Origin of the sequence: Comamonas aquatilis, assembly GCF_965139575.1 — a bacterium.
In the GTDB taxonomy this organism is placed as follows: Bacteria; Pseudomonadota; Gammaproteobacteria; order Burkholderiales; family Burkholderiaceae_C; genus Comamonas; species Comamonas aquatilis.
Map to the genome: position 1 here is coordinate 35674 of NZ_CBCSIW010000022.1, position 22148 is coordinate 57821.

Annotated in this window: 21 protein-coding genes; 16 read left to right on the forward strand and 5 right to left on the reverse strand. The window is 61.9% G+C overall.

What is annotated here, in order from left to right:
• Nucleotides 1-4: 4 nt before the first annotated feature.
• The 4 genes from tam to acnB all read left to right on the forward strand — a co-directional run bounded on the left by tam (nt 5) and on the right by acnB (nt 5088).
• The gene (tam, locus tag ACNAZA_RS19170; protein WP_415798107.1) at nt 5-811 is read left to right on the forward strand and encodes a trans-aconitate 2-methyltransferase; all 807 of its coding nucleotides are present in this window, start codon (nt 5-7) and stop codon (nt 809-811) included.
• Nucleotides 808-1815, forward strand: a complete 1008-nt coding sequence (locus ACNAZA_RS19175; protein WP_415798108.1) for an HpcH/HpaI aldolase/citrate lyase family protein — start codon at nt 808-810, stop codon at nt 1813-1815. Before tam ends, ACNAZA_RS19175 begins: the two co-directional genes overlap by 4 nt.
• Nucleotides 1816-1846: 31 nt before the next feature.
• The gene (locus ACNAZA_RS19180; protein ID WP_415798109.1) at nt 1847-2404 is read left to right on the forward strand and encodes a hypothetical protein; all 558 of its coding nucleotides are present in this window, start codon (nt 1847-1849) and stop codon (nt 2402-2404) included.
• Between the two features lie 98 nt (nt 2405-2502).
• Nucleotides 2503-5088, forward strand: a complete 2586-nt coding sequence (gene acnB / locus ACNAZA_RS19185) for a bifunctional aconitate hydratase 2/2-methylisocitrate dehydratase (protein ID WP_415798110.1) — start codon at nt 2503-2505, stop codon at nt 5086-5088.
• Between the two features lie 74 nt (nt 5089-5162).
• On the opposite strand, the gene ACNAZA_RS19190 is transcribed toward acnB, so the two are convergent.
• On the reverse strand, nt 5163-5990 hold the full coding sequence (locus tag ACNAZA_RS19190; protein WP_415798135.1) for a helix-turn-helix domain-containing protein: 828 nt from the start codon (nt 5988-5990) through the stop codon (nt 5163-5165).
• A gap of 138 nt (nt 5991-6128) precedes the next feature.
• Between ACNAZA_RS19190 and ACNAZA_RS19195 the strand changes: the two genes are divergently transcribed.
• The gene (locus ACNAZA_RS19195) at nt 6129-6551 is read left to right on the forward strand and encodes a hypothetical protein (protein WP_415798111.1); all 423 of its coding nucleotides are present in this window, start codon (nt 6129-6131) and stop codon (nt 6549-6551) included.
• Nucleotides 6552-6796: 245 nt separating this feature from the next.
• Nucleotides 6797-7477, forward strand: coding sequence for a 7-cyano-7-deazaguanine/7-aminomethyl-7-deazaguanine transporter (locus tag ACNAZA_RS19200; protein WP_415798112.1), 681 nt, complete (start codon nt 6797-6799; stop codon nt 7475-7477).
• Nucleotides 7478-7586: 109 nt separating this feature from the next.
• Here the strand turns inward: ACNAZA_RS19200 and bfr are convergent, their stop codons facing one another.
• Nucleotides 7587-8051, reverse strand: a complete 465-nt coding sequence (gene bfr, locus ACNAZA_RS19205; RefSeq protein ID WP_415798113.1) for a bacterioferritin — start codon at nt 8049-8051, stop codon at nt 7587-7589.
• Between the two features lie 255 nt (nt 8052-8306).
• On the opposite strand from bfr, the gene ACNAZA_RS19210 reads away from it, so the two are divergent.
• Nucleotides 8307-8783 (forward strand): GNAT family N-acetyltransferase, encoded by a 477-nt coding sequence (locus ACNAZA_RS19210; RefSeq protein WP_415798114.1) that lies wholly within the window; start codon nt 8307-8309, stop codon nt 8781-8783.
• A 202-nt stretch (nt 8784-8985) separates the two neighbouring features.
• Here ACNAZA_RS19210 and blaOXA read toward each other — a convergent pair whose 3' ends face one another.
• Together blaOXA and ACNAZA_RS19220 are read right to left on the reverse strand one after the other, a co-directional pair.
• The gene (blaOXA, locus tag ACNAZA_RS19215; protein ID WP_415798136.1) at nt 8986-9729 is read right to left on the reverse strand and encodes a class D beta-lactamase; all 744 of its coding nucleotides are present in this window, start codon (nt 9727-9729) and stop codon (nt 8986-8988) included.
• Between the two features lie 219 nt (nt 9730-9948).
• Nucleotides 9949-10836, reverse strand: coding sequence for a LysR family transcriptional regulator (locus ACNAZA_RS19220; RefSeq protein WP_415798115.1), 888 nt, complete (start codon nt 10834-10836; stop codon nt 9949-9951).
• Nucleotides 10837-11003: 167 nt separating this feature from the next.
• Here ACNAZA_RS19220 and ACNAZA_RS19225 point away from each other — a divergent pair, with 167 nt between their 5' ends.
• From ACNAZA_RS19225 to ACNAZA_RS19265, 9 genes are all read left to right on the forward strand, one after another.
• Nucleotides 11004-12710: an acyl-CoA dehydrogenase family protein gene (locus ACNAZA_RS19225; protein WP_415798116.1), complete on the forward strand. Its 1707-nt coding sequence runs from the start codon at nt 11004-11006 to the stop codon at nt 12708-12710.
• Nucleotides 12711-12813: 103 nt separating this feature from the next.
• A complete protein-coding gene (locus tag ACNAZA_RS19230; RefSeq protein WP_415798117.1) occupies nt 12814-13809 on the forward strand; it encodes a Bug family tripartite tricarboxylate transporter substrate binding protein in 996 nt (331 codons plus the stop codon).
• 21 nt (nt 13810-13830) lie between these two features.
• A complete protein-coding gene (locus ACNAZA_RS19235; RefSeq protein ID WP_415798118.1) occupies nt 13831-14805 on the forward strand; it encodes a tripartite tricarboxylate transporter substrate binding protein in 975 nt (324 codons plus the stop codon).
• A complete protein-coding gene (locus ACNAZA_RS19240) occupies nt 14802-15254 on the forward strand; it encodes a PaaI family thioesterase (protein WP_415798119.1) in 453 nt (150 codons plus the stop codon). Before ACNAZA_RS19235 ends, ACNAZA_RS19240 begins: the two co-directional genes overlap by 4 nt.
• A complete protein-coding gene (locus ACNAZA_RS19245) occupies nt 15251-16414 on the forward strand; it encodes a CaiB/BaiF CoA transferase family protein (RefSeq protein ID WP_415798120.1) in 1164 nt (387 codons plus the stop codon). Before ACNAZA_RS19240 ends, ACNAZA_RS19245 begins: the two co-directional genes overlap by 4 nt.
• 330 nt (nt 16415-16744) lie before the next feature.
• A complete protein-coding gene (locus tag ACNAZA_RS19250; RefSeq protein WP_415798121.1) occupies nt 16745-17134 on the forward strand; it encodes a COG4315 family predicted lipoprotein in 390 nt (129 codons plus the stop codon).
• Nucleotides 17135-17662 carry an RNA polymerase sigma factor gene (locus tag ACNAZA_RS19255; RefSeq protein WP_120969661.1) on the forward strand — a complete coding sequence of 176 codons (528 nt, stop codon included), beginning with the start codon at nt 17135-17137 and terminating at the stop codon, nt 17660-17662.
• Between the two features lie 11 nt (nt 17663-17673).
• On the forward strand, nt 17674-18495 hold the full coding sequence (locus ACNAZA_RS19260) for an anti-sigma factor family protein (RefSeq protein WP_415798122.1): 822 nt from the start codon (nt 17674-17676) through the stop codon (nt 18493-18495).
• A 254-nt stretch (nt 18496-18749) separates the two neighbouring features.
• Nucleotides 18750-21680, forward strand: a complete 2931-nt coding sequence (locus ACNAZA_RS19265) for an aconitate hydratase (protein WP_415798123.1) — start codon at nt 18750-18752, stop codon at nt 21678-21680.
• A 64-nt stretch (nt 21681-21744) separates the two neighbouring features.
• On the opposite strand, the gene ACNAZA_RS19270 is transcribed toward ACNAZA_RS19265, so the two are convergent.
• Nucleotides 21745-22137, reverse strand: a complete 393-nt coding sequence (locus ACNAZA_RS19270; protein WP_415798124.1) for a VOC family protein — start codon at nt 22135-22137, stop codon at nt 21745-21747.
• Nucleotides 22138-22148 lie beyond the last annotated feature (11 nt).

Genomic DNA, 22148 nt, shown 5'->3' on the forward strand with positions numbered 1-22148 from the left:
TCGCATGCAAGATTGGAACCCTGCGCTGTATCTGCGCTTTGCCAATGAGCGTACGCGCCCTGCGGCAGAGCTGCTGGCACGCGTGCCCCTGACTCAGGCCCGCCATGTGGTGGACCTGGGCTGCGGGCCGGGTAATTCCACCGAGCTGCTGGTCCAGCGCTTTGTCGGTGCCCAGGTCCTGGGCATCGACAATTCCGAGGCCATGGTGCAAGCCGCTCGCAAGGCGCTTGCCCAGGCCCGGTTTGCCTTGGGAGATATTGCTTCCTGGGCACCAGAGCAGGGCGCGGATGCCGATGGCATCGCCCCCGATCTGATTTATGCCAACGCTTCCCTGCAATGGGTGGGCGGGCATGAAGAGCTGATTCCGCGTCTGTTTTCGCAACTGGCCCCCGGTGGCGTGCTGGCGATACAGATGCCTGACAACCGTCAGCAGCCCTCGCACCGCCTCATGCGCGAAGTGGCCGAGCTGCCGCAGTTTGTCTCGCATATCGGTGATGCCAACAAGGTGCGCACCGAGATTTTGCCCATAGGGGCTTATTACGATTTACTGGCTGCGCCTGGCGCACAGTCTGCCTGCGTGGATGTGTGGCACACGGTGTACCAGCATCCCATGGAGTCCGCTGCGGCCATTGTTCAGTGGTTGAGCGGAACCGGGCTCAAGCCCTTTGTCGAAGGTCTGCCCGCTTCGCTGCAGACCGAGTTTCTGGCCGAGTACCAGCGCCGCATCGATGTGGCCTATCCGCAGCGTGCCGATGGCAAACGCCTGCTGGCTTTCCCCCGACTTTTTTTGCTGGCTCAGCGCAAGGCATGACGACGATGGAAATGGTTCATCCCGCGACAGTTTTGTTGGACGCGCAAGGCGGAGCCCTGCGTCTGCCGGTTTGCGACCACTACAGCGGCGTGGAAGTGCGCATGCGCAAAAGCCTGCAGCTGCAGGCTGAAATGCTGCAGGAATTCGGCACCTGCGTCTTTGATGTGACGCTGGACTGCGAAGACGGCGCGCCCGTGGGGCAGGAAGCTGAGCATGCCAAGCTGGTGGCCGAGCTGGCCAATGGCGCAGCCGCAGGCACCCGCGTGGCGGCCCGCGTTCATGCGGTGGACCATGCCCACTTTCAGCAGGATCTGGACATCATTGCCGGCGAAGCCGGTGAGCGCCTGTGCCACATCATGCTGCCCAAGGTGGAAAGCGTGGACGACGTGCTCATGGCTGAAAAGGCCTTGCAGCGTGCATCAGATAAGAGTATTCCGCTACATGTTTTGATTGAATCGCCGGCGGCGGTGCAGCAGGCTTTCGAGATTGCCTCTCACCCCGCAGTGCAAAGCATCTCGTTTGGGCTGATGGACTTTGTCTCGGCCCATGGCGGTGCGATTCCCGCTTCGGCCATGACGGCGCAGGGTCAGTTCGAGCATCCGCTGGTCGTGCGTGCCAAGCTGGAGATTGCCGCCGCCTGCCATGCCCATGGCAAAGTGCCTTCGCACTGCGTGGTGACCGAGTTCAAGAATCCGCAGGCGCTGCAGGCCTGCGCGCAAAAAGCTTCGCGCGAGCTGGGCTACACCCGCATGTGGAGTATTCACCCGGACCAGATTCGTCCCATTTTGCGTGCGTTTGCGCCCGCAGATGACGAGGTGAGACAGGCGGCACAAATTCTTACCGTGGCGGCAGTGCAAAATTGGGCCCCCATCAGTCTGGATGGGGTATTACATGATCGCGCCAGTTATCGCTATTTCTGGCAGCTGCTTGAGCGCGCTCATCAAACGGGGCTGACCTTGCCGGATGCTGTGCAACCGTGGTTTGCTCCTGAATTCAATCATTGAACCCAACAGAAAGTCTCAGGAGCTTGTTCCTATGAAGACCCTCATCGCCACTCTTTTGATCGCCGCCCCCCTGATGGTGGTCAACCACGCCGCCGTTGCCGCCACCCCGACCAAGAGCACAGCCAAGACCACGGCTCCCGCCAAGAAGTCTGCTGCCAAGAAAGGCGTGAAGGCTGCAGCCGGTGCTGCCGCCGCTGGTGCTGCGGTTGCCGTGGTGGCCGCCGGTCCGGCCTCTGCTGCCTTGAGCACGGAAGATCTGGCCGTGTCCGAGCGCGTGTTCAAGGGCCGCATTCCCTGCGAGCTGGGTGCCCACGTGAACGTGACGGCCGATTCGGCCAACCCCGGCTACTTCATCGTGGACGGCCGTGGCTTCAAGTACCACATGGCGCCTGTGAGCACCACCACCGGCACCGTGCGTCTGGAAGACAAGGCCGCTGGCGCGGTCTGGCTGCAGATTGCCAACAAGTCCATGTTGATGAACCAGAAGGCCGGCCAGCGCCTGGCCGATGAATGCATGAGCCCCGAGCAGCAGCAAGTGGCCGACGCCATCAAGAAGAACCCACCTCCTAGCCTGTTGGACAACAAATAAGTCCCGCAAGGCTGAGGGCTGCCCTGTCCCACGCATGGCAGCCCTGTGATTTGCGCCACCCGCGCAGCCTTTTCCGAAAAAACCATTGGAGAGAACCCATGTTGAAAGCCTACCGTGACCATGTGGCAGAACGCGCCGCACTGGGCATCCCCCCTCTGCCTCTGGATGCCAAGCAAGTCGCTGAGCTGATCGAGCTGATCAAGAACCCGCCCGCTGGCGAAGACGCCTTTCTGCTCGATCTGCTGACCCACCGCGTGCCGCCCGGAGTGGACGATGCGGCCAAGGTCAAGGCTTCCTTCCTGGCTGCCGTGGCCCATGGCGACGTGAAAGTGGCGCTCATCTCCAAGTCCAAGGCCACCGAGCTGCTGGGCACCATGGTGGGCGGCTACAACGTTCATCCCCTGATCGAGCTGCTGGACGACGCCGAAGTCGCCGGCGTGGCTGCCGATGCGCTGAAGAAGACATTGCTGATGTTCGACTTCTTCAACGACGTGGCCGACAAGGCTAAGGCCGGCAATGCCAAGGCCAAGGAAGTGATGCAAAGCTGGGCTGACGCCGAGTGGTTCACTTCGCGTCCCGAAGTCGAAAAGAAGATCACCGTCACCGTCTTCAAGGTGCCCGGCGAAACCAATACCGACGATCTGTCGCCCGCTCCCGATGCTTGGAGCCGTCCCGACATTCCGCTGCACTACCTGGCCATGCTCAAGAACACGCGTCCCGACGCGGCGTTCAAGCCCGAGGAAGACGGCAAGCGCGGTCCCATGAAGTTCATCGACGAGCTCAAGGCCAAGGGCAACCTGGTCGCCTACGTGGGCGACGTGGTGGGCACCGGTTCTTCGCGCAAGTCGGCGACCAACTCCATCGTCTGGGCCACCGGCCAGGACATTCCTTTCGTCCCCAACAAGCGCTTTGGTGGCGTGACCCTGGGCGGCAAGATTGCTCCCATCTTCTTCAACACGCAGGAAGATTCGGGCTCGCTGCCTATCGAAGTGGACGTTTCCAAGCTGGAAATGGGCGATGTGATCGACGTGCTGCCCTACGACGGCAAGATCGTCAAGGACGGCGCGACCGTTGCCGAGTTCCAGCTCAAGAGCGACGTGCTGTTTGACGAAGTGCGCGCCGGCGGCCGTATCAACCTGATCATCGGCCGTTCGCTGACCGCCAAGGCCCGCGAATTCCTGGGTCTGGCTGCTTCCACCGCTTTCCGTCTGCCCACTGCGCCGACTGAAACCAAGGCTGGCTTCACTCTGGCCCAAAAGATGGTCGGTCGTGCTGTCGGTCTGCCAGAAGGCCAGGGCGTGCGTCCCGGTACTTACTGCGAACCCCGCATGACTACCGTTGGCTCGCAAGACACCACCGGCCCCATGACCCGCGACGAGTTGAAGGATCTGGCCTGCCTGGGCTTCTCCGCCGACATGGTGATGCAATCCTTCTGCCACACGGCCGCTTACCCCAAGCCCGTGGACGTGAAGACCCACCGCGAACTGCCCCAGTTCATCAGCAACCGCGGCGGCGTGGCCCTGCGTCCTGGTGACGGCGTGATCCACAGCTGGCTCAACCGCCTGCTGTTGCCCGATACCGTGGGCACCGGCGGCGACTCGCACACCCGTTTCCCCATCGGCATTTCCTTCCCCGCAGGCTCCGGTCTGGTGGCCTTCGGCGCCGCCACCGGCGTGATGCCTCTGGACATGCCCGAATCGGTTCTGGTGCGCTTCAAGGGCGAAATGCAGCCCGGCGTGACCTTGCGCGATCTGGTGCACGCAATTCCTCTGTACGCCATCAAGGCCGGTCTGCTGACCGTGGCCAAGGCCGGCAAGATCAACGAATTCTCGGGTCGCATCCTGGAAATCGAAGGTCTGCCAGACCTGAAGGTCGAGCAAGCTTTCGAGCTGTCCGACGCCTCGGCCGAGCGCTCTGCCGCCGGTTGCACCATCAAGCTCAACCCCGAGCCGGTCAAGGAATACCTGACGTCGAACATCGTTCTGATGAAGAACATGATCGCCGAGGGTTACCAGGACGCCAAGACGCTGCAACGCCGCATTGAAAAGGTCGAAGCCTGGCTGGCCCAGCCCGATCTGCTGGCTGCCGACAAGGACGCCGAGTACGCCCACGTCATCGAAATCGATCTGGCCGACATCAAGGAACCTATCGTCTGCTGCCCCAACGATCCCGATGATGCCAAGTTCCTGTCCGAAGTGGCCGGCACCAAGATCGATGAAGCCTTCATCGGTTCGTGCATGACCAACATCGGTCACTTCCGCGCTGCAGCCAAGCTGCTGGGCGGCCAGCGCGACATTCCCGTCAAGCTGTGGGTGGCTCCTCCCACCAAGATGGACCAGAGCGAGCTGATCAAGGAGGGCCATTACGCCGCCTTTGGCACGGCCGGTGCCCGTACCGAAATGCCCGGCTGCTCGCTGTGCATGGGCAACCAGGCTCAGGTACGTGAAGGTGCGACGGTGATCTCCACCTCCACCCGCAACTTCCCCAACCGTCTGGGCAAGAACACGCAAGTGTTCCTGGGCTCGGCCGAACTGGCTGCGATCGCCTCGCGTCTGGGCAAGCTGCCTTCCAAGGAAGAGTACCTGAGCGAAATGGGCGTGATCGATGCCGACAAGGCATCGGTGTACCGCTACATGAACTTCGACCAGATCGCCGAGTACGCCGAAGTGGCTGCCAAGGTGTAAGCGTCTACAGCAAGGCCTTCCAAGGCCTGGCTCCCAAAGCCCGCAGGATGAAAGTCCTGCGGGCTTTGGTTTTTTCAGGCCGGCTGTTTCAGCCGCTGCAGCACCAGTTGCGTTTCGGCATTGGCCGGAAAAAAGGATTCGACGGCCAGCTCCTGCAGCGTTACATCCACGGGCGTGCCGAAGATGGTGATGGTGCTGATGAAGCTCAGTTTGCCCAGTTCGGTGTTCAGCTCGAAGGGCACGGCGATAGGGCTGGCGGGCGATGCTCCATGCGTGGCCTCGTCATGGCAGGGGTAGGCGGCAATCTCGTCATGCAGCACCTGCAGCACGCTATCTGCCGTGGCGGCTATTTGCTGCTGCAAGCGGTGCAGCAGATGAGCGCGCCACTGGTCGGCATTGGCCAGGCGCGGCCCCAGTCCTTCGGGGTGAAGGCTCAGGCGCAGCACGTTCACGGGCGGCTGCAGCAACCAGGGGGCCACGCCGCTCAGCAGCAGCGGCACGATGGCATTGGCGGCCACCAGGTTCCAGTGCCTGTCCACGGCCAGAGCGGGGTTGGGTTCGTGGCTCTTGAGCACCAGATCCACGGCCTGGCGCGCGGCAGCCAGATCGGGATGGTCCAGCGGGCGTGCCTGGTACATGGGCGCAAAGCCCGCGGCCACCAGCAGCGCGTTGCGCTCGCGCAGCGGCACCGAGAGGCGCTCGGCCAGGCGCAGCACCATCTCGCGGCTGGGCTGTGCACGGCCGGTTTCCACATAGCTCAGGTGACGGGTCGAGATTTCGGCATCCAGCGCCAGACCTTGCTGACTCAGCCGGCGGTGCTGGCGCCAGTGGCGCAGGTGCTCGCCGAACGGTGCGCGTGCACCGGGCTGGGCAAGGGAGGAGGGGACGGTGCTGAGGCTCATGGCTGCATCGTAGTGGCAGGCCAGATGCCAGGCCATGACCTGCGAGGTTATCGACGCTGTGCAGATCGATGGCAATCATGGAGTCCAGCAGCCGGCACAGGGCCGGTCGCAGACCTTTTGATTCAACAGGAGTTTTCCATGTCCCTCTTTGCTTCTCCCCGGTTTCTGCCTCGTGTGATGTGGGCCGACGCGGCTTCCTGTACGGCCACGGGCGCTTTGCAACTGGCTGCCACCCAGCCGCTGGCGGAATTGACGGGTTTGCCGCCTTCCTTGCTGACGGGCACGGGCATCTTTCTGCTGGCCTATGCGCTGGCCGCCGGCTGGATGGCGCGCCGCCAGCCTGTGCCGCGCACGCTGATCGGCCTGGTGGCCGTGGGCAATCTGGGCTGGGCGCTGGGCTGTGCGGCGTTGATCTTTGGCTCAGGCTTGCCGCTGAATGCCTGGGGCGTGGCCTGGGTGGCGGTGCAGGCCGTCGTGGTGTTGGCCCTGGCCGATCTGCAGTGGGCGGGTCTGCGTGCCACGCGCCATGCGGCAGCTGGCGGGCAGCAGGCCGCTGCCTGAGCTAATCAAAAAGAGAGCTGACAGCGCCTGCCAATCATTGAAAAGAGATTGTTTTCATGCTGACCTTATTAGGTGACAGGCGCTGCCAGCTATGCTTTTCGTTATAGCCACCATGCCCCTGGATGGATAAGCGGGCCCGGGGCGGCGCAGATAATTTCAAACGCTTAAAATTCACGGTTGCGCCGCGCTGGCGCTTTCTTCGCAACCATGGGTTCCCTCGCCCCCATCGACCAAAAAGGAATGTCATGACATCCGCTCATGCCGTGCAGACGCCATCGTCGCGCGTGCCGTTTTATCTTTCTGTTCTCGTGGTGTTCCACATCGCCATCGTCATCGCCAGCAACTATCTGGTGCAACTGCCGATCACGCTGCTGGGCTATCACAGCACCTGGGGTGCCTTCAGCTTCCCCTTCATCTTCCTGGCCACCGACCTGACCGTGCGCCTGATCGGCAAGGTCGAGGCGCGGCGCGTCATCACGCGCGCCATGTTGCCCGCGCTCTTGGTGTCCTATGTGGTGGGCGTGCTATTCCATGAGGGCCACTTCAATGGCTGGGAGGCGCTGCAAAGCTTCAACAGCTTTGTGTTCCGCATCGCACTTGCCAGCTTTGCCGCCTATGTGCTGGGCCAGTTGCTGGACATCCAGGTCTTTGACCGTATCCGCCAGCAAAGCCATGTCTGGTGGCTGGCGCCGGCAGCGGCTTCGGTGTTCGGCCAGGTGCTGGACACGGCGGCCTTTTTCTCGATCGCTTTCTGGCACAGCAGCGATGCCTTCATGGCCGCCAACTGGATGGAAATCGCCATGGTCGATTACGTCATCAAGCTGGCGGTGAGCCTGTTGCTGTTCGTTCCCGCCTACGGCGTGGTGCTGGCCACCATTGTGCGCACCATGCGCATGCCGACCGAGCCGGCGACCACGGCTGCTTGAGCCTCGCCCAGCCCCTGGTTTCCAAGGGGCGCTCTGAATCAGTCCGAGCCCGCCATGAAAAAGGCCGCCCTATCAAGGCGGCCTTTGCATTTTCCAAGCGTCTTGCGGCTCAGGCCTGGCTTTGCAGATAGTTCTGCAGCCCGACCTTGTCGATCAGGCCCAGCTGCTTTTCCAGCCAGTAGGCATGGTCTTCCTCGGTGTCGCGCAACTGGGCCAGCAAAATGTCGCGACTCACATAGTCGCGGTGCTGCTCGCACAGCGCAATGCCTTGTTGAAGGCCGGCACGCACCTCGTATTCGGTGTCCAGATCCTTGCTCAGCATCTCGGGCACGGTTTCGCCGGGCGTGAATTCCTTGGGGCGCATGTCGGGGCGGTCGCCCAGCATCAGGATGCGGCGCAGGATAGCGTCGGCATGCTGGGTCTCTTCCTGCATCTCATGGTCCAGGCGGGTGAACAGCTTGCTAAAGCCCTGGTCTTCATAGATGCGCGAGTGCGCGAAGTACTGATCGCGCGCTGCGAGCTCGCCACGCAGCAGCTCCTTGAGGTAGTCGACGACTTCGGGATGGCCTTGCATATTTGTTGTTCTCGGTGAAGCAGGTGAAGTACGAAGTATCCCGCAGCTGGCTTCAGGGGACAAAGACAGCTATCAATTCCCGAGCGCCAGCGTTCTGGATGCGGGCCGTAAGCAGATGTATTCGCATTGCCGAAGTGCGTGTTTCGGTGGATCCGTCTGCCGGTGGTAACTGGCTGGGGTCGGGCAGTAGCAGACATTTTTACTTCGGCGCTGATGGTAAAAAGTAGTCCTAACTTGCTGAGTGCTTAACAATTCATGAACATTCGAAGATTTAGAAATGGCGATGAATCGGCGCTCTTTCGCGTCTTTTTTTCAGCCGTACATGACTCTGCTTCACAGGACTACACACCAGAGCAGGTAGATGCATGGGCACCAGCAGATATCGACCCCGAGCTGTGGGCTGGCCATATGAGAGCTCTTCAACCGTTTGTCGTCGAGCATGAGGAAGAAATTGTGGGGTACGCAGACATTCAGCTTAATGGTTACATAGACCATTTCTTCGTCTCTGGCTCCTATGCGCGACAAGGTATCGGAACCCTGTTGATGAAACATATTCAAGAAGAAGCCCAACTGCTTGGCATTGCCGAGATGACGTCTGATGTGAGCAAGACTGCAGAGCCCTTCTTTGTTCGACATGGCTTTCAAGTGGTGAAGCGAGGGTTCCCAATTCGTCGTGGCGTAACACTTCAAAATGCATTGATGCGCAAAAAAACTAGCGCAGCTCTGAATTGACTAACAGCCGCTTGGGTCGTTCTGCGACAGTCGCACGCCGGGTCGAACAGCGATAGCCGCAGCCGGCCAGGAACCCACTTTCCTAATACCATCCCATATTCGCTCGAGTGTCGCTATGTAACTTGCGAACTGGGTGAGAACCGCACGCAGGGGCACTTCAAGACGCAGCCCTGGTAGGCGGTCTACGCCCTCGAGTCAAAATCTAAGGCGCAGTCGGCAGTGCGTTGATAGAGCGCAAAACCTTGCGTGCAATGCTCTGGCGTTTGGCAAGGTCGCCGAGTCTGTTCGGTGTGTCCATGTTCAAGGCGAAGAAGACGGGTCCGCTGGGCCACTCTACCCAACCCACCCACCAGCCGATTTTTCCGGTCCAGCCCGTTTTGGCGCGCAGTATCCAGTCAGGGCCGGCTTCATTGACCATCACGTCCTTCACAAGCCGTTGGTGTGCGACCTGGAAAGGCAGTTGATTGCGGTAAAGCCGCTGAAGGAAAGCAATCTGCTCGAAAGATGAGATGGCGAGGTCGCCCTCAACCCAGAATGGCTTGTCGCCCGTGGCGACCGCATTGCCATACCCAATCTTTCGCATGTAGTCGGTTTCGCGTGCATCGCCGAGTTCCTCGGCAAAACGCTCATATACCCAGACGGTGGAATTTCTCATCGCCGAGCGCAGATTCTGGTCCATGTTCCACGCCGCCGTAGGTCGTTTCACGCCATCCCACGGGATGACTTGAAATTCGTCACGCAGCAGACCTGCATCAAGCGCGAATAGGCTGTGCGGAATCTTGAAAGTAGAGGCTGGCGAGTAACGCCGATTGGCACGCGACACGTTGTAGACGTGGGTGGTTTCAGATTGACCTCGGGCATCGAGAACGACGATGCAGCCTTGTGCATCGGCTTCTGTGAAGAACCGAGACCACTCGTTCATTTCTTGCAGCTGCGGGCCGGCCATTGCCCCTTGAGCAAACCCTGCGGCCAGGGCAGATAACACCAAATTTCGTCGATTCATGCGACTAGTTTAAATGTCAAAGGAGCTCGCTCTTGGGGGGTGGAATAGTGACTGTGTCGGTCGGTTGCAGCCGATGGCCGGATTGAGCGCGCTGCTCAGTTCGTAGCGGAATGCTGGTCAACGGACAGCCCGCATCCGTACTTGGGTTGCCATGACTTGGCGTCAAAGTTCGGCCACGGCCTGCTTTAGACAGGTCAGCAGCTCCTGCACCAGCGGATTGGCTGGCGTGCGGCGCCACATGGCCAGCATTTCGGACGAAGGGTGTGATCCCAGCAGCGGGCGGAAGACCAGGCGCGGCATTCCCACGCGCTCCAGCGCGGCAGGTACCAGTGCCACGCCCTGGCCCAGCGAGACCAGGGAGATCACCGACAGCCAGTGTCTTACCTCGTGCCGCACCTCGGGTGCGAAGCCGTGGGCCTGGCACATCTCGTAGATGCGCTGGTGGTAGGTCGGCGAGACCAGGCTGGAAAACAGGATCAGCCGGTCGTTCCTGAGTTCGGCCAAGTCGACGGCTGCGCTGGCATGCAGCGCATGGTGCTCGGGCATGCAGACCACGAAGGGCTCTTCCATGATGAGCTGGCTGGCAATGGTTTCGGGCGGCTGTATGGAGTGGACCAGAGCCATGTCCAGCCGCATCTGCTGCAGCTCCAGGATTTGCTCGGCGCTGTTGGCTTCCAGCATGTCCACGCGCACCTGGGGGTGGGTTTGCTGGAACTGCTCCAGCGCCTGGGGCAGGCCGCGATACAGGCTGGAGCCGACAAAACCCAGGCGCAGATGGCCGCGCGTGCCCAGGGCCACATCGCGTGTTTCCTGCGCGGCCTGTTGGCTCAGGGCCAGCAGCTGGCGTGCCTTGCCCAGCAGGTGCTCGCCCGCTGCCGTCATGCGCACTTCCTTGCTGTTGCGCTCAAAAAGACTGGCTTGCAGCTCCTGCTCCAGCTGTTTGATGGCCACGCTCAGCGGCGGCTGCGAGATGGCCAGCCGCTGGGCGGCACGGCCAAAGTGCAGCTCTTCGGCCACGACGACAAAGTAGCGCAACAGGCGTAATTCCATTCCAGCTCCAGTCAAAGTGCTTGATTGATACTTAAAAAGTATTGTTCATGATTTTATTAATATTTGACGCGAATCATGAGAGGCGCTGAAATGGGCGTCAACAGGTGCTGGTATGGATGTTTTTCAAGTTTTGTGTGCTTGAACATGCTGGCCCGCAAGGAGTACCCATGTCGGCTTCCAATCCATCCCAGCAAACCGCCATCGCCAGCGCAGCGGCACAGAGCAGCCACCCCGTGCCCGACCGCCATGGCGCCAATTTCTACGCCGGCGATGCCGAGCTGCAGGCGCTGCTCAAGCTCTATCTGCCCGCCGACCTGCTGGCCCATCTGCAGCCGTATTTTCAGCACATGGGTGAGCTGGCCGGAGGCCGCATCGATGAGCTGGCCAGCATTGCCGACAAGAACCCGCCGGAGCTGGAATACCGCAGCCGCTCTGGCCAGGACCGCCAGCGCATCATCAAGCACCCGGCCTATGAAGAGCTGGAGCGCATCGCCTATGGCGAGTTCGGCCTGCAAGCCATGTCCCATCGCGACGACATGCTGGGCTGGCAGGGCAAGATGCCGCCGATTGTCAAATACGCGCTGACCTATCTGTTCGTGCAGTCCGAGTTCGGCCTGTGCTGCCCGCTGTCGATGACGGATTCGCTGACCCGCACCTTGAAGAAGTTCGGCACGGCCGAGTTGGTGGACAAATACCTGCCCCAGTTGCTGTCGCTGGACTGGGACAGCCAGGCCCAAGGCGCCATGTTCATGACCGAGCAGGCGGCCGGCTCGGACATCTCCAACACCCAGACCATGGCCTATCCCCAGGCCGACGGCAGCTGGCTTCTCACGGGCGACAAATGGTTTTGCTCCAACCCCGATGCGGAATTTGCCATGGTGCTGGCGCGCGTCGATGGCGGTGCGCCCGGCATGAAGGGCATTTCGCTGTTCCTGCTGCCGCGCCATCTCGATGACGGCAGCGACAACCGCTACCGCATCATTCGCTTGAAGGACAAGATGGGCACGCGTTCCATGGCCAGCGGCGAGATCCGCATGGACGGCGCGCTGGCCTATCTGGTGGGCGAGCAGGGTCGGGGCTTTGTGCAGATGGCCGACATGGTCAACAACTCGCGCCTGTCCAACGGCGTGCGTTCGGCCGGCATGATGCGCCGCGCCGTGGCCGAGGCCGAATTCATTGCCCACGAGCGCATCGCCTTCGGCAAGCGCATCGAGGACATGCCGCTGATGCAGCGCCAGCTCGACAAGCTGCGCCTGCCTGCCGAGCAGGCGCGCAGCATGGTGTTCCAGACCGCGCAGACGCTGATGCAATCCGACGCCGGCGCGCCCGATGCCTACGCGCTGCTGCGCATTCTGACGCCCATGCTCAAGTTCCGCGCCTGCCGCGATGCACGCAAGGTCACGGGCGACGCCATGGAAGTGCGCGGTGGCTGCGGCTATATCGAGGAGTGGAGCGACGCGCGCTTGGTGCGCGATTCCCACCTGGGCTCCATCTGGGAGGGCACGAGCAATATCGTGGCGCTGGATGTGATTCGCGCCATCAAGCGCGAAGGCTCGCTGCCTGTATTGCAGAGTTATTTGAAGGGGCTGCTGGATGGGGCGCAGCTCACCGCCGCTTACCGTCAGGCACTGGAAGTGGCTCTGGCCCGCGCCAGCGCCCTGGCCGAAAAAGCCGCCCAGGAAGGTGGCGATGTGCTGGCCCGCCAGGCGGCTACCGGCCTTTACAACTGCACCTCCGCCATCGCCATGGCCTGGGAAGCGGCCAAGACCGGCTCGGCCCAGCGCCTGCGCCTGTCGCAACTGGTGCTGCTGCACCGCGTGCTGCCGCGCGATCCGCTGGAGTCTGGCCAGGTGCCGGCAGCGTGGTTGGCATGATTTGAGTCAAAAGCTGCTCCAGCGCAATATAGAAAAGCGCTGGCAGCTATCAATTTTTATAAGCCAACGCACGATTGGCATATCGCAATCAAGGAGACAAGTCATGAGTTTGAATCGTCGTCTGTTCGTGGGCGCTGGCGTGATGGCCGCTGCGGCCCTGAGTCTGGGAACTTCGCTGGGCGCCGTGGCTGCCGAGAAATTTCCCGAGCGCCCCATCATGTTTGTCGTGCCCTTTCCCCCGGGCGGACCTACCGATGCCATGGCCCGCATTCTGGCCACCGAGCTGACCCGGGAGCTGGGTCAGAGCGTGATCGTGGAAAACAAGGCCGGTGCCGGCGGCAATATCGGTGCGGACTACGTGGCCCGCGCCAAGCCCGATGGCTACACGCTGATGTTCGGCACCTCGGGTCCGCTGGCCATCAACAAGCCGCTGTACAAGACCATCAGCTACGACCCGCGCAGCAGCTTCACGCCCATCATTTACGTGGGCTATCTGCCCAATGTGCTGGTGGTGCGCGCCAACCTGGGCGTGAGCAGCGTCAAGGAGCTGATTGCGCTGGACAAGGCCAAGCCCGGCAAGCTCAACTTTGCTTCGTCCGGCAATGGCGCCTCCTCTCATCTGGCCGGCGTGCTGTTCAACGGCATGGCAGGTACCGACCTTCAGCATGTGCCCTACAAAGGCACGGGCCCGGCGCTCAACGATTTGCTGGCCGGCCAGGTGGACATGGCTTTCACCGACATCCTCACGGCCATGCCCTATATCAAGGCGGGAAAGTTCAAGGCCCTGGGCATTGCCACGGCCAAGCATTCCAGCGCCATGCCGCAAATTCCCACCATTGCCGAGCAAGGTCTGCACGGTTATGACGTCAGCGTGTTCTTTGGCGTGGTCGGCCCCAAGGGCATGGCTGCAGACCGGGTGGAGCTGCTCAACCGTGCCTATACCAAGGCCCTGGATTCCGAGAATGTCAAAAAAGCCTTTGCTGCCCAGGGTCTGGAGCGTGGCGCCGACACCAAGCCAGCCTATCTGACCAGCCTGGTGAAAGCCGAGGTCGACAAGTGGAGTGAAGTGGTGCAAAAAGCCGGCGTCAAGCTGGACTGAACAGATCAACCGGAGGCCGCAATGCAAAGACGTCAACTCCTGATCGCCACGGGCGTGGCTGCCGCGACCCGCAGCTTGCCTGTGCTGGCTGCCGAGGCCTACCTCGAACGCTCCATCACGCTGATCGTGCCTTATGGTGCGGGCGGGCCTACGGATACCCATATCCGTGCCGTGGCCGAGGCCGCCGGCAAGTTGCTGGGCCAGCCCATGGTCATAGACAACCGGGCCGGTGCCAACGGCGTCAATGCGGCCGCCGCGCTGGCCCAGTCGCGCACGGCGGCCGACGGCTATACGCTGGGCATATTGCCGGCCTCGGTGTACCGCGAGCCGCATATGCAGAAAGCCAGCTTCGATCCGCGCAAGAGCTTCAGCTACATCGCACTGCTGTCCGACTACGCCTTTGGCCTGGCCGTGCGCGCCGATGCGCCGTATAAGAGCTGGGCCGACTTTGCGGCCGCCGCCAGAAAGCAGCCGGGCAAGCTCAATGTTGGCGCCACCGGCGCTTTGGGTACGCCGCGCATCGTGATGGACGAGATCGCCGACATGGCGGGCCTGCAGTACAACGTCGTGCCCTACAAGGGCGATGCCGAGCTGGCGACGGCACTGCTGGGCGGCCATATCGATGCCGCGCCGCTGTCAGGCATTGCCGTGCCGCATATCGAGGCCGGCAAGCTGCGCTATCTGGCTATGCTGACGCCCGAGCGCATCAAGCGCTACCCTCAGCTGCCCACGCTGCGCGAGGCCGGCGTCAACGCCTGGATAGATTCGCCGTATGGCGTGGCCGGCCCTGCGGGCATGGATGCGGCGCGGGTGCAAAAACTCAGTACGGCCTTCCAGCAGGCGCTCAGTTCCCCCGCCAGCCTGCAGGCGCTGGAGCAGCTCAACCAGCCGCTCAACTATCTGGATCCCAAGGCCTACCAGGCTTATGCGCTGCAAAGCTTCGCTCGCGAAGAAGCGCGTGTGGCCAAGCTGCGCCAGAGAGGGCTGCTGTCATGAGCGAGCTGCCATTGCCTCCTTTATCGCCTCCTTTATCACCGTTTTCCGGCGAAGCGCCCGGCACGCTGTTCGGCCTGTCCATGCCGCTGGCTGCCGCTTTTCAACTGACCGGCACACATATAGGCAATGACGCTGCCCGCATCGCCATGCCGCCCAATCCTGCCTACGGCAACAGCCGGGGCGACGTGCACGGCGGCGTGCTGGCCATGCTGATGGACTGCGCACTGGCCTCTGCCGTGCGCTCGCACGACCCGGCGCGCTTTGGCGTCGCCACCATCGATCTGACCATGCACTATCTCGCGCCGGCACGGGGCGAGGTTGTGGCTCTGGCCGTATGTGAACGCAGGGGCCGCTCTATCAGCTTTGCGCGCGGCCAGGTCTTTGACAGCGAAGGCACGTTGTTGGCCCTGGCAACGGGCACCTTCAAACTTCTGGAACGCAGCATATGACAACCTCTCTTCCTTCCGGCGCGCTGCAAGGCGTCAAGGTCCTTGACCTGTCGCGCATTCTGGGCGGCCCGTTTTGCGGGCAGGTCCTGGGCGACCACGGCGCCGATGTGCTCAAGGTCGAGCCGCCTCAGGGCGACGACACGCGCACCTGGGGCCCTCCGTTTCAGGAAGGCGTGGCCTCCTATTACTTTGGTCTGAACCGCAACAAGCGCACCCAGCTTCTGGACCTGTCTTCTCCCGAGGGACAGGCGCGCGTGCGCGAACTGATGGCTCAGGCCGATGTGGTGGTGGAGAACTTCAAGGTCGGCACCATGGAGAAGTGGGGCATTGGCTACGAGCAGATGCGCGAGCAATTGCCGCAGCTGATCTGGTGCCGCGTCACCGGCTTTGGCGCCGACGGCCCGCTGGGCAGCCTGCCCGGTTATGACGCTGCCATCCAGGCCATGGGCGGCCTCATGAGCATCAATGGCGAGGCCGACGGCGATCCCTTGCGCGTGGGCCTGCCGGTGGTAGACATGGTCACCGGCCTGAATGCCACGATAGGCGTGCTGCTGGCGCTGCATGAGCGTGCACGCAGCGGCCTGGGGCAACTGGTGGATGCTGCGCTGTATGACTCCGGCCTGTCGCTGCTGCATCCCCATGCTGCCAACTGGTTCATGGGAGGCAAGGTGCCGCAGCGCTCGGGCAATGCCCATCCCAATATCTACCCCTATGACGCTTTGAATACCGGCGGCGCGCCCATTTTTCTGGCTGTGGGCAATGACCGGCAATTCCGCTTGTTGTGCAGCCATGTGGGGCGTGAAGCGCTGGGGCAAGATGTGCGCTTTGCCACGGCCGGCCAGCGCTCGGTCAACCGGGTCGAACTCAAGGCCTTGCTGGAAGAGGCTTTGCTGGTGTTCGATGGCGTGAGTCTGGCCGATGAGCTGATGGCCATTGGCGTGCCCGCCGCGCCGGTGCTCAATGTGGCGCAGGCGCTGGAACATCCGCATACGCAGCACCGGGAGATGATTGTCGAGATGGGCGACTATAAAGGTCTGGGTGCACCGATCAAACTCAGCCGCACCCCCGCCAGCTACCGCTTTGCGCCCTTGAGCGAAGGCCGGGAATTTCTGCCCGACCCGGACGTCGATCTGGACAAGGCTGAGAAACCAGCTGCTTGAAGGCGCTTTGATGCCCGCTTGAGGCAGCATTGACCTGCCTCCGAAAAGCCCGTGCAATGCTTGTGCGGGCTTTTTTCATGGACGCAATCAGATTGATAGCTGCTGGCGCTTATGTATTCAGGGTTTGAGGCAGATTGAATGTGTTTTTCGCAGGCAATCGCTGCCGGCCTCTGGGATACAGCTTTGGCCTGCTGCAGACGCTGGTGATTTCTGCAGTGCTTGCTGCTGGCGGCATGGGCCCAATCGCCGCGCCGCCACAATTTGCAAAAAAGATGGAATAAAACCGCGCTCAGGACTGTTTACCGCAAGTCAACCCCAAGGAGAGACTTCATGTTTCGTATTGCTTCCCTGACCATTCTTTCCGCAGCCCTGCTGGCGGCCTGCTCCACAGCGGCCGTCACGCCTGCGAAATCCCCGGCCACCGTCATGAATGGCGCGCTGGTCGGCCCCAACCAGATGACGCTTTATGTCTTTGACAAGGATGCCGCCGGTTCCGGCAAAAGCGTTTGCAACGGCGGCTGTGCCACCAACTGGCCGCCGCTGATGGCACCCGCCGGCGCTGCCGCCATGGGCGACTGGAGCGTGGTGACGCGTGACGACGGCAGCAAGCAATGGGCGTACAAAGGCCGTCCGCTGTACTTCTGGGTCAAGGATGCCAAGCCTGGCGACATGACGGGTGACGGCTTCCTCAACAATACCTGGCACACCGCCAAGCCCTGAGTGAACATAGACGCGGCCATCGTCCATATCCCGCGCCTGCGCCGCTATGCGCGTGCGCTGGTGGGCGATGCTGCCCAGGCGGACGATCTGGTGCAGGACACGCTTGAGCGTGCCTGCCAGAAATGGGCGCTGTGGCGGCCGCCCGTCGCCGCATCCGCAGACGAGGCCCAGAAAGCCTTGCGCAGCTGGCTGCTGACCCTGATGCACAACCTCTTTGCCAATCAGTGGCAGCAGACGGCGCGCCATCGCACGGTGGAGCTTGATGAGGGCATGGACCCCAGCTACGACCCCACGGCCAAGATGGGGCTGCAGCTGGATCTGCAGCGTGCGCTGACCCTGCTGGCGCCGCAGGCCCGTGAAGTGCTGCTGCTGGTGGGGATGGAGCAGCTCAGTTATGCCGAGACGGCGCAGCTGCTGGGCGTGCCGGTAGGCACTGTGATGTCCCGCCTGTCGCGGGCGCGTGAGCAATTGCGGCGCCTGATGGAAGGAGAAAGACCTGTTGCGAGCGTGCTGAGGGCAGTCAAATGAAAGAGCAATCCATGTCAAGCCACCGCCCCGATGAATCCATGCTGCATGCCTGGATGGATGGCGAGCTGGTGCCTGAAAGCGCCGCCGCTGTGGCGCAATGGCTGGCCGAACACCCCGATGAAGCGGCGCGCATGGCCGCCTTGCAGGCCCAGAATGCCGGCTTGCAGGCCCTGCATGCGCAGGTGCTTGATGAACCGGTGCCGCTGCAGTTGCAGCGCGCGCTGCGGCGTGCGCCCGTGCAATGGCGCTGGCCCCATGCCCTGGCGGCAGGGCTGATGTTGAGCGTGGGCCTTGGCCTGGGTTATGGCGCGGCAAATATGGGCCACCAGCGAGCAGCCCTGGCGCAGGCCGGCGCCTCAGAGGGCTCGGTGCAGACGGTGAAATCGATGCAACTGCCGATGTTTGTGCGCGAGGCGGCGGCGGCCCATGCGGTCTATGTGCCCGAGCAGCGCCACCCGGTCGAGGTGGCCGCGCAGCAGCAGGCCCATCTGGTGCAATGGCTGTCCAAACGGTTGGGCGTACAGCTCAAGCCTCCGGTGCTGGAGGCCCAAGGTTTTCATCTGATGGGCGGGCGTCTGCTGCCCGGCGAAACCGGTCAGGCGCGTGCGCAGTTCATGTACGAGGATGCCGCCGGCCAGCGCCTGACGCTGTATGTGTCGGTGCTGTCCAAGCAGGGCGCCAGTGCTGCGCCCGTGGCCTTTCAGTGGGCCAGCGACGGAGCGACCCAGGGCTTTTACTGGATAGACGGGCAGCAAGGCTATGCCCTGAGCGCCGCCATGCCGCGCGAACGGCTGCAGATGCTGGCCGAGGCGATTTATCACCAGCTGACCTAACACCGTTGCCAGCTCTTGCCCCGCTAAGCCCGTTCCGTAGGCCGGACGGGCTTTGGCTTTTATGCTCTTCGACAAATAGCAAGAGCCGAGGAGTGGGCGGCGCTTGGCAGACGTTCTGCACCGAATCTCGGTAAGTTGATTTCGATCGACTAAGCCTGCATGGGGCATGGACTCCCACACCGCAGCTGGCATGAACTGTGCACAATGGAATGCACCAGAGTTATCCCCGTATTTTTTCGATGGAGAGCCTCACGATGCGTCACGCCTATTCCAAAACCCTGAAGTCCTTCGAGACCGAAAGCGGCAAAAAAGGCCAGTTCTATTCCCTGCCCGCCCTGGCCAAGCAGTTTCCCGAAATCAAGCGGCTGCCGGTATCCATACGCATTGTTCTGGAGTCCGTGCTGCGCAACTGCGACGGCAACAAGATCACCGAAGAACATGTGGCGCAGTTGGCGCGCTGGAAACCCAGGGCCGAGCGCAGCGATGAAATTCCTTTCGTGGTCTCGCGCGTGGTGCTGCAGGACTTCACCGGCGTGCCGCTGCTGGCCGACCTGGCAGCCATGCGTAGCGTGGCAGCCAAGCTGGGTAAAAAGCCCAAGGCCATCGAGCCGCTGGTGCCGGTGGACCTGGTGGTCGATCACTCCATCATGGTCGATTACTTCGGCACCAAGAAGGCGCTGGATCTGAACATGAAGCTGGAGTTCCAGCGCAACCAGGAACGCTACCAGTTCATGAAGTGGGGCATGCAGGCCTTTGACACTTTTGGCGTAGTGCCTCCCGGTTTCGGCATCGTCCACCAGGTCAATCTGGAGTATCTGGCGCGCGGCGTACACAAGACCAAAGACGGTGTGTACTACCCCGATACGCTGGTGGGAACCGACAGCCACACCACTATGATCAACGGCATTGGTGTGGTGGCCTGGGGTGTGGGCGGTATCGAGGCCGAAGCGGCCATGCTGGGCCAGCCCGTGTACTTTCTGACGCCCGATGTGGTGGGTTTCGAGCTGACCGGCCAGTTGCGCGAAGGCGTGACGGCCACCGATCTGGTGCTCACGGTCACGGAAATCCTGCGCAAGGAAAAAGTGGTTGGCAAGTTCGTCGAGTTCTTTGGCGAAGGCACGCGCACGCTGGCCCTGCCCGATCGCGCCACCATAGGCAATATGGCGCCCGAATACGGTGCCACCATGGGCTTTTTCCCCGTCGATGAGAAAACCATCGAGTACTTCAAGGGCACGGGCCGTACCAAGAACGAAATCCAGGCCTTCGAGGCCTATTTCAAGGCGCAAAAGCTCTTTGGCGTGCCCAAGGCCGGCGAGATTGACTACTCCCATGTGGTGACGCTGGATCTAGGCACGGTGGCACCCAGCCTGGCCGGCCCCAAGCGTCCGCAGGATCGCATCGAGATCGGCCATGTGGCGGGCAAGTTCGGTGAGCTGTTCAGCGCACCGGCGGCCGACAACGGCTTCAACCAGGCGCCCGAGAAGCTGCAAAAGCGCTATCTGGTGCAGGTCGGCGGCATGGAAGCCCTGCCGCCCGATGCCAAGGTTTTGCCAGCGGGCGCGCCGCGCAATGTGATCGAGATGGATGCCAACAAACCCCGACTGGCGCAGGCGCAAGCCAGCGACGTGGCGGCCGACGCACGCACGCAAGCCGGCGAGGGTGCCAGCTTTGACATCGGCAACGGCGATGTGCTGATTGCCGCCATCACCAGCTGCACCAACACCTCCAACCCCAGCGTGATGCTGGCGGCCGGCCTGTTGGCCAAGAAGGCGGTCGAAGCCGGTCTCAAGGTCAAGCCCCATATCAAGACTTCGCTAGCGCCTGGCTCCCGCCTGGTCACGCGCTATCTGACCGAGGCTGGCTTGCTGCCCTATCTGGAAAAGCTGGGCTTTGCCATCGCCGGCTACGGCTGCACCACCTGCATAGGCAATGCCGGCGACCTCACGCCGGAGATCAATGCTTCCATACTGCAGAACAATCTGGTCTGCTCGGCGGTGCTCTCGGGCAACCGCAATTTCGAAGCCCGCATTCACCCCAACATCAAGGCCAATTTCCTGGCCAGCCCGCCCCTGGTTGTGGCCTATGCGATTGCCGGAACCGTCTGTAAGGATTTGATGACCGAGCCGGTGGGCAAGGGCAAGAAAGGCCGCGACATCTATCTGGGGGATATCTGGCCCAGCAGCGAGGAAGTCCATGCCTTGCTCAAGTACGCCATGAACGGCAAGGCCTTCAGAAGCAATTACGAGCAGGTGGCCAGCGAACCCGGCAAGCTCTGGGGAAAAATCCACGGCGTGACGGGCGCGACCTATACCTGGCCCGAGAGCACTTATATCGCCGAGCCGCCGTTCTTCGAGAATTTTGCTCTTGAATTGAAAGCGCCATCCGCAGATGCTGAAAAGGCTGCAGGCCAGAAAGAGTCCAAGTCTGATGCCGTGCCGAATGCAGTACCCAACGCGGTTTATGGCGCCCGTATCATGGCCTTGTTCGGAGACTCCATCACCACCGACCATATCTCGCCGGCAGGCTCCATCAAGGACAGCTCGCCGGCCGGCAAATGGCTGCTGGAGCATGGTGTTCACAAGGCCGACTTCAACAGCTATGGCTCGCGTCGCGGCAACCATGAGGTGATGATGCGCGGCACTTTTGCCAATGTGCGCATCAAGAATCTGATGATTCCCGCAGGTGCCGACGGCTCGCGCGAGGAGGGCGGCGTCACCCTCTACCGTGACGATCACGGCAAGACCGAGAAGCTGCCCATTTATGACGCAGCCATGAAGTACCAGGCTGCCGGCCGCGCCACCGTGGTGCTGGCGGGCGAGGAATACGGCACCGGTTCCAGCCGGGACTGGGCGGCCAAGGGCACGCAACTGCTAGGCATCAAGGCCGTGGTGGCGCGCAGCTTTGAGCGCATTCACCGCTCCAACCTGGTAGGCATGGGCGTGCTGCCGCTGCAGTTCAAGGGCAATGACAGCTGGGAGACGCTGAGCCTGACGGGCGATGAATTCATCGATGTGATTCCCGCCGCCGATCTGGCACCGCAAAGCGATGCACAGCTGATCATCACCCGAGCCGACGGCAGCAAAAAAAGCCTCACTGTCAAGCTGCGTATAGACACGCCTATCGAGGTGGATTACTACCGCCACGGCGGCATCCTGCCCTATGTGCTCAGGCAGTTGCTGAGCTGAGTTGCCTGGAACGACAAAGGCCTGCTCGCTTGCGCGGCAGGCCTTTTTTGCGTCTTGGTGCAGGCTATTTCATGGAATGCAGGCCGAACATATTGCCCTCGGTATCGGTTGCCAGGGCAATAAAGCCATACGGGCCTATGGAGACTTTCTCGCGCTGCAGGCTGCCGCCGTTTTGCTTGACGCGTGCGGCCTGCTCGGCGCAGTCTTCGCAGACAAAATAGACCATGGTGCCGCCGCCGCCTCCGGATGGGCAGCCGGCCATGTGCACCAGCGCCCCGGTTGCTCCGGCCTGGTCGGGCTGGCCCGGAAAAGCCCACATTTCCATATCCGGATGCTCACCGCCTTCGGGCATGGGCAGTGACTGCAACTGGTAGTCCAGAACGGCCTCGTAGAAAGCCTTGGCACGCTGCATGTCCTGAACGTAGATCTCGAACCAGCCCACGGGATTCATTGCCATCACGTACTCCT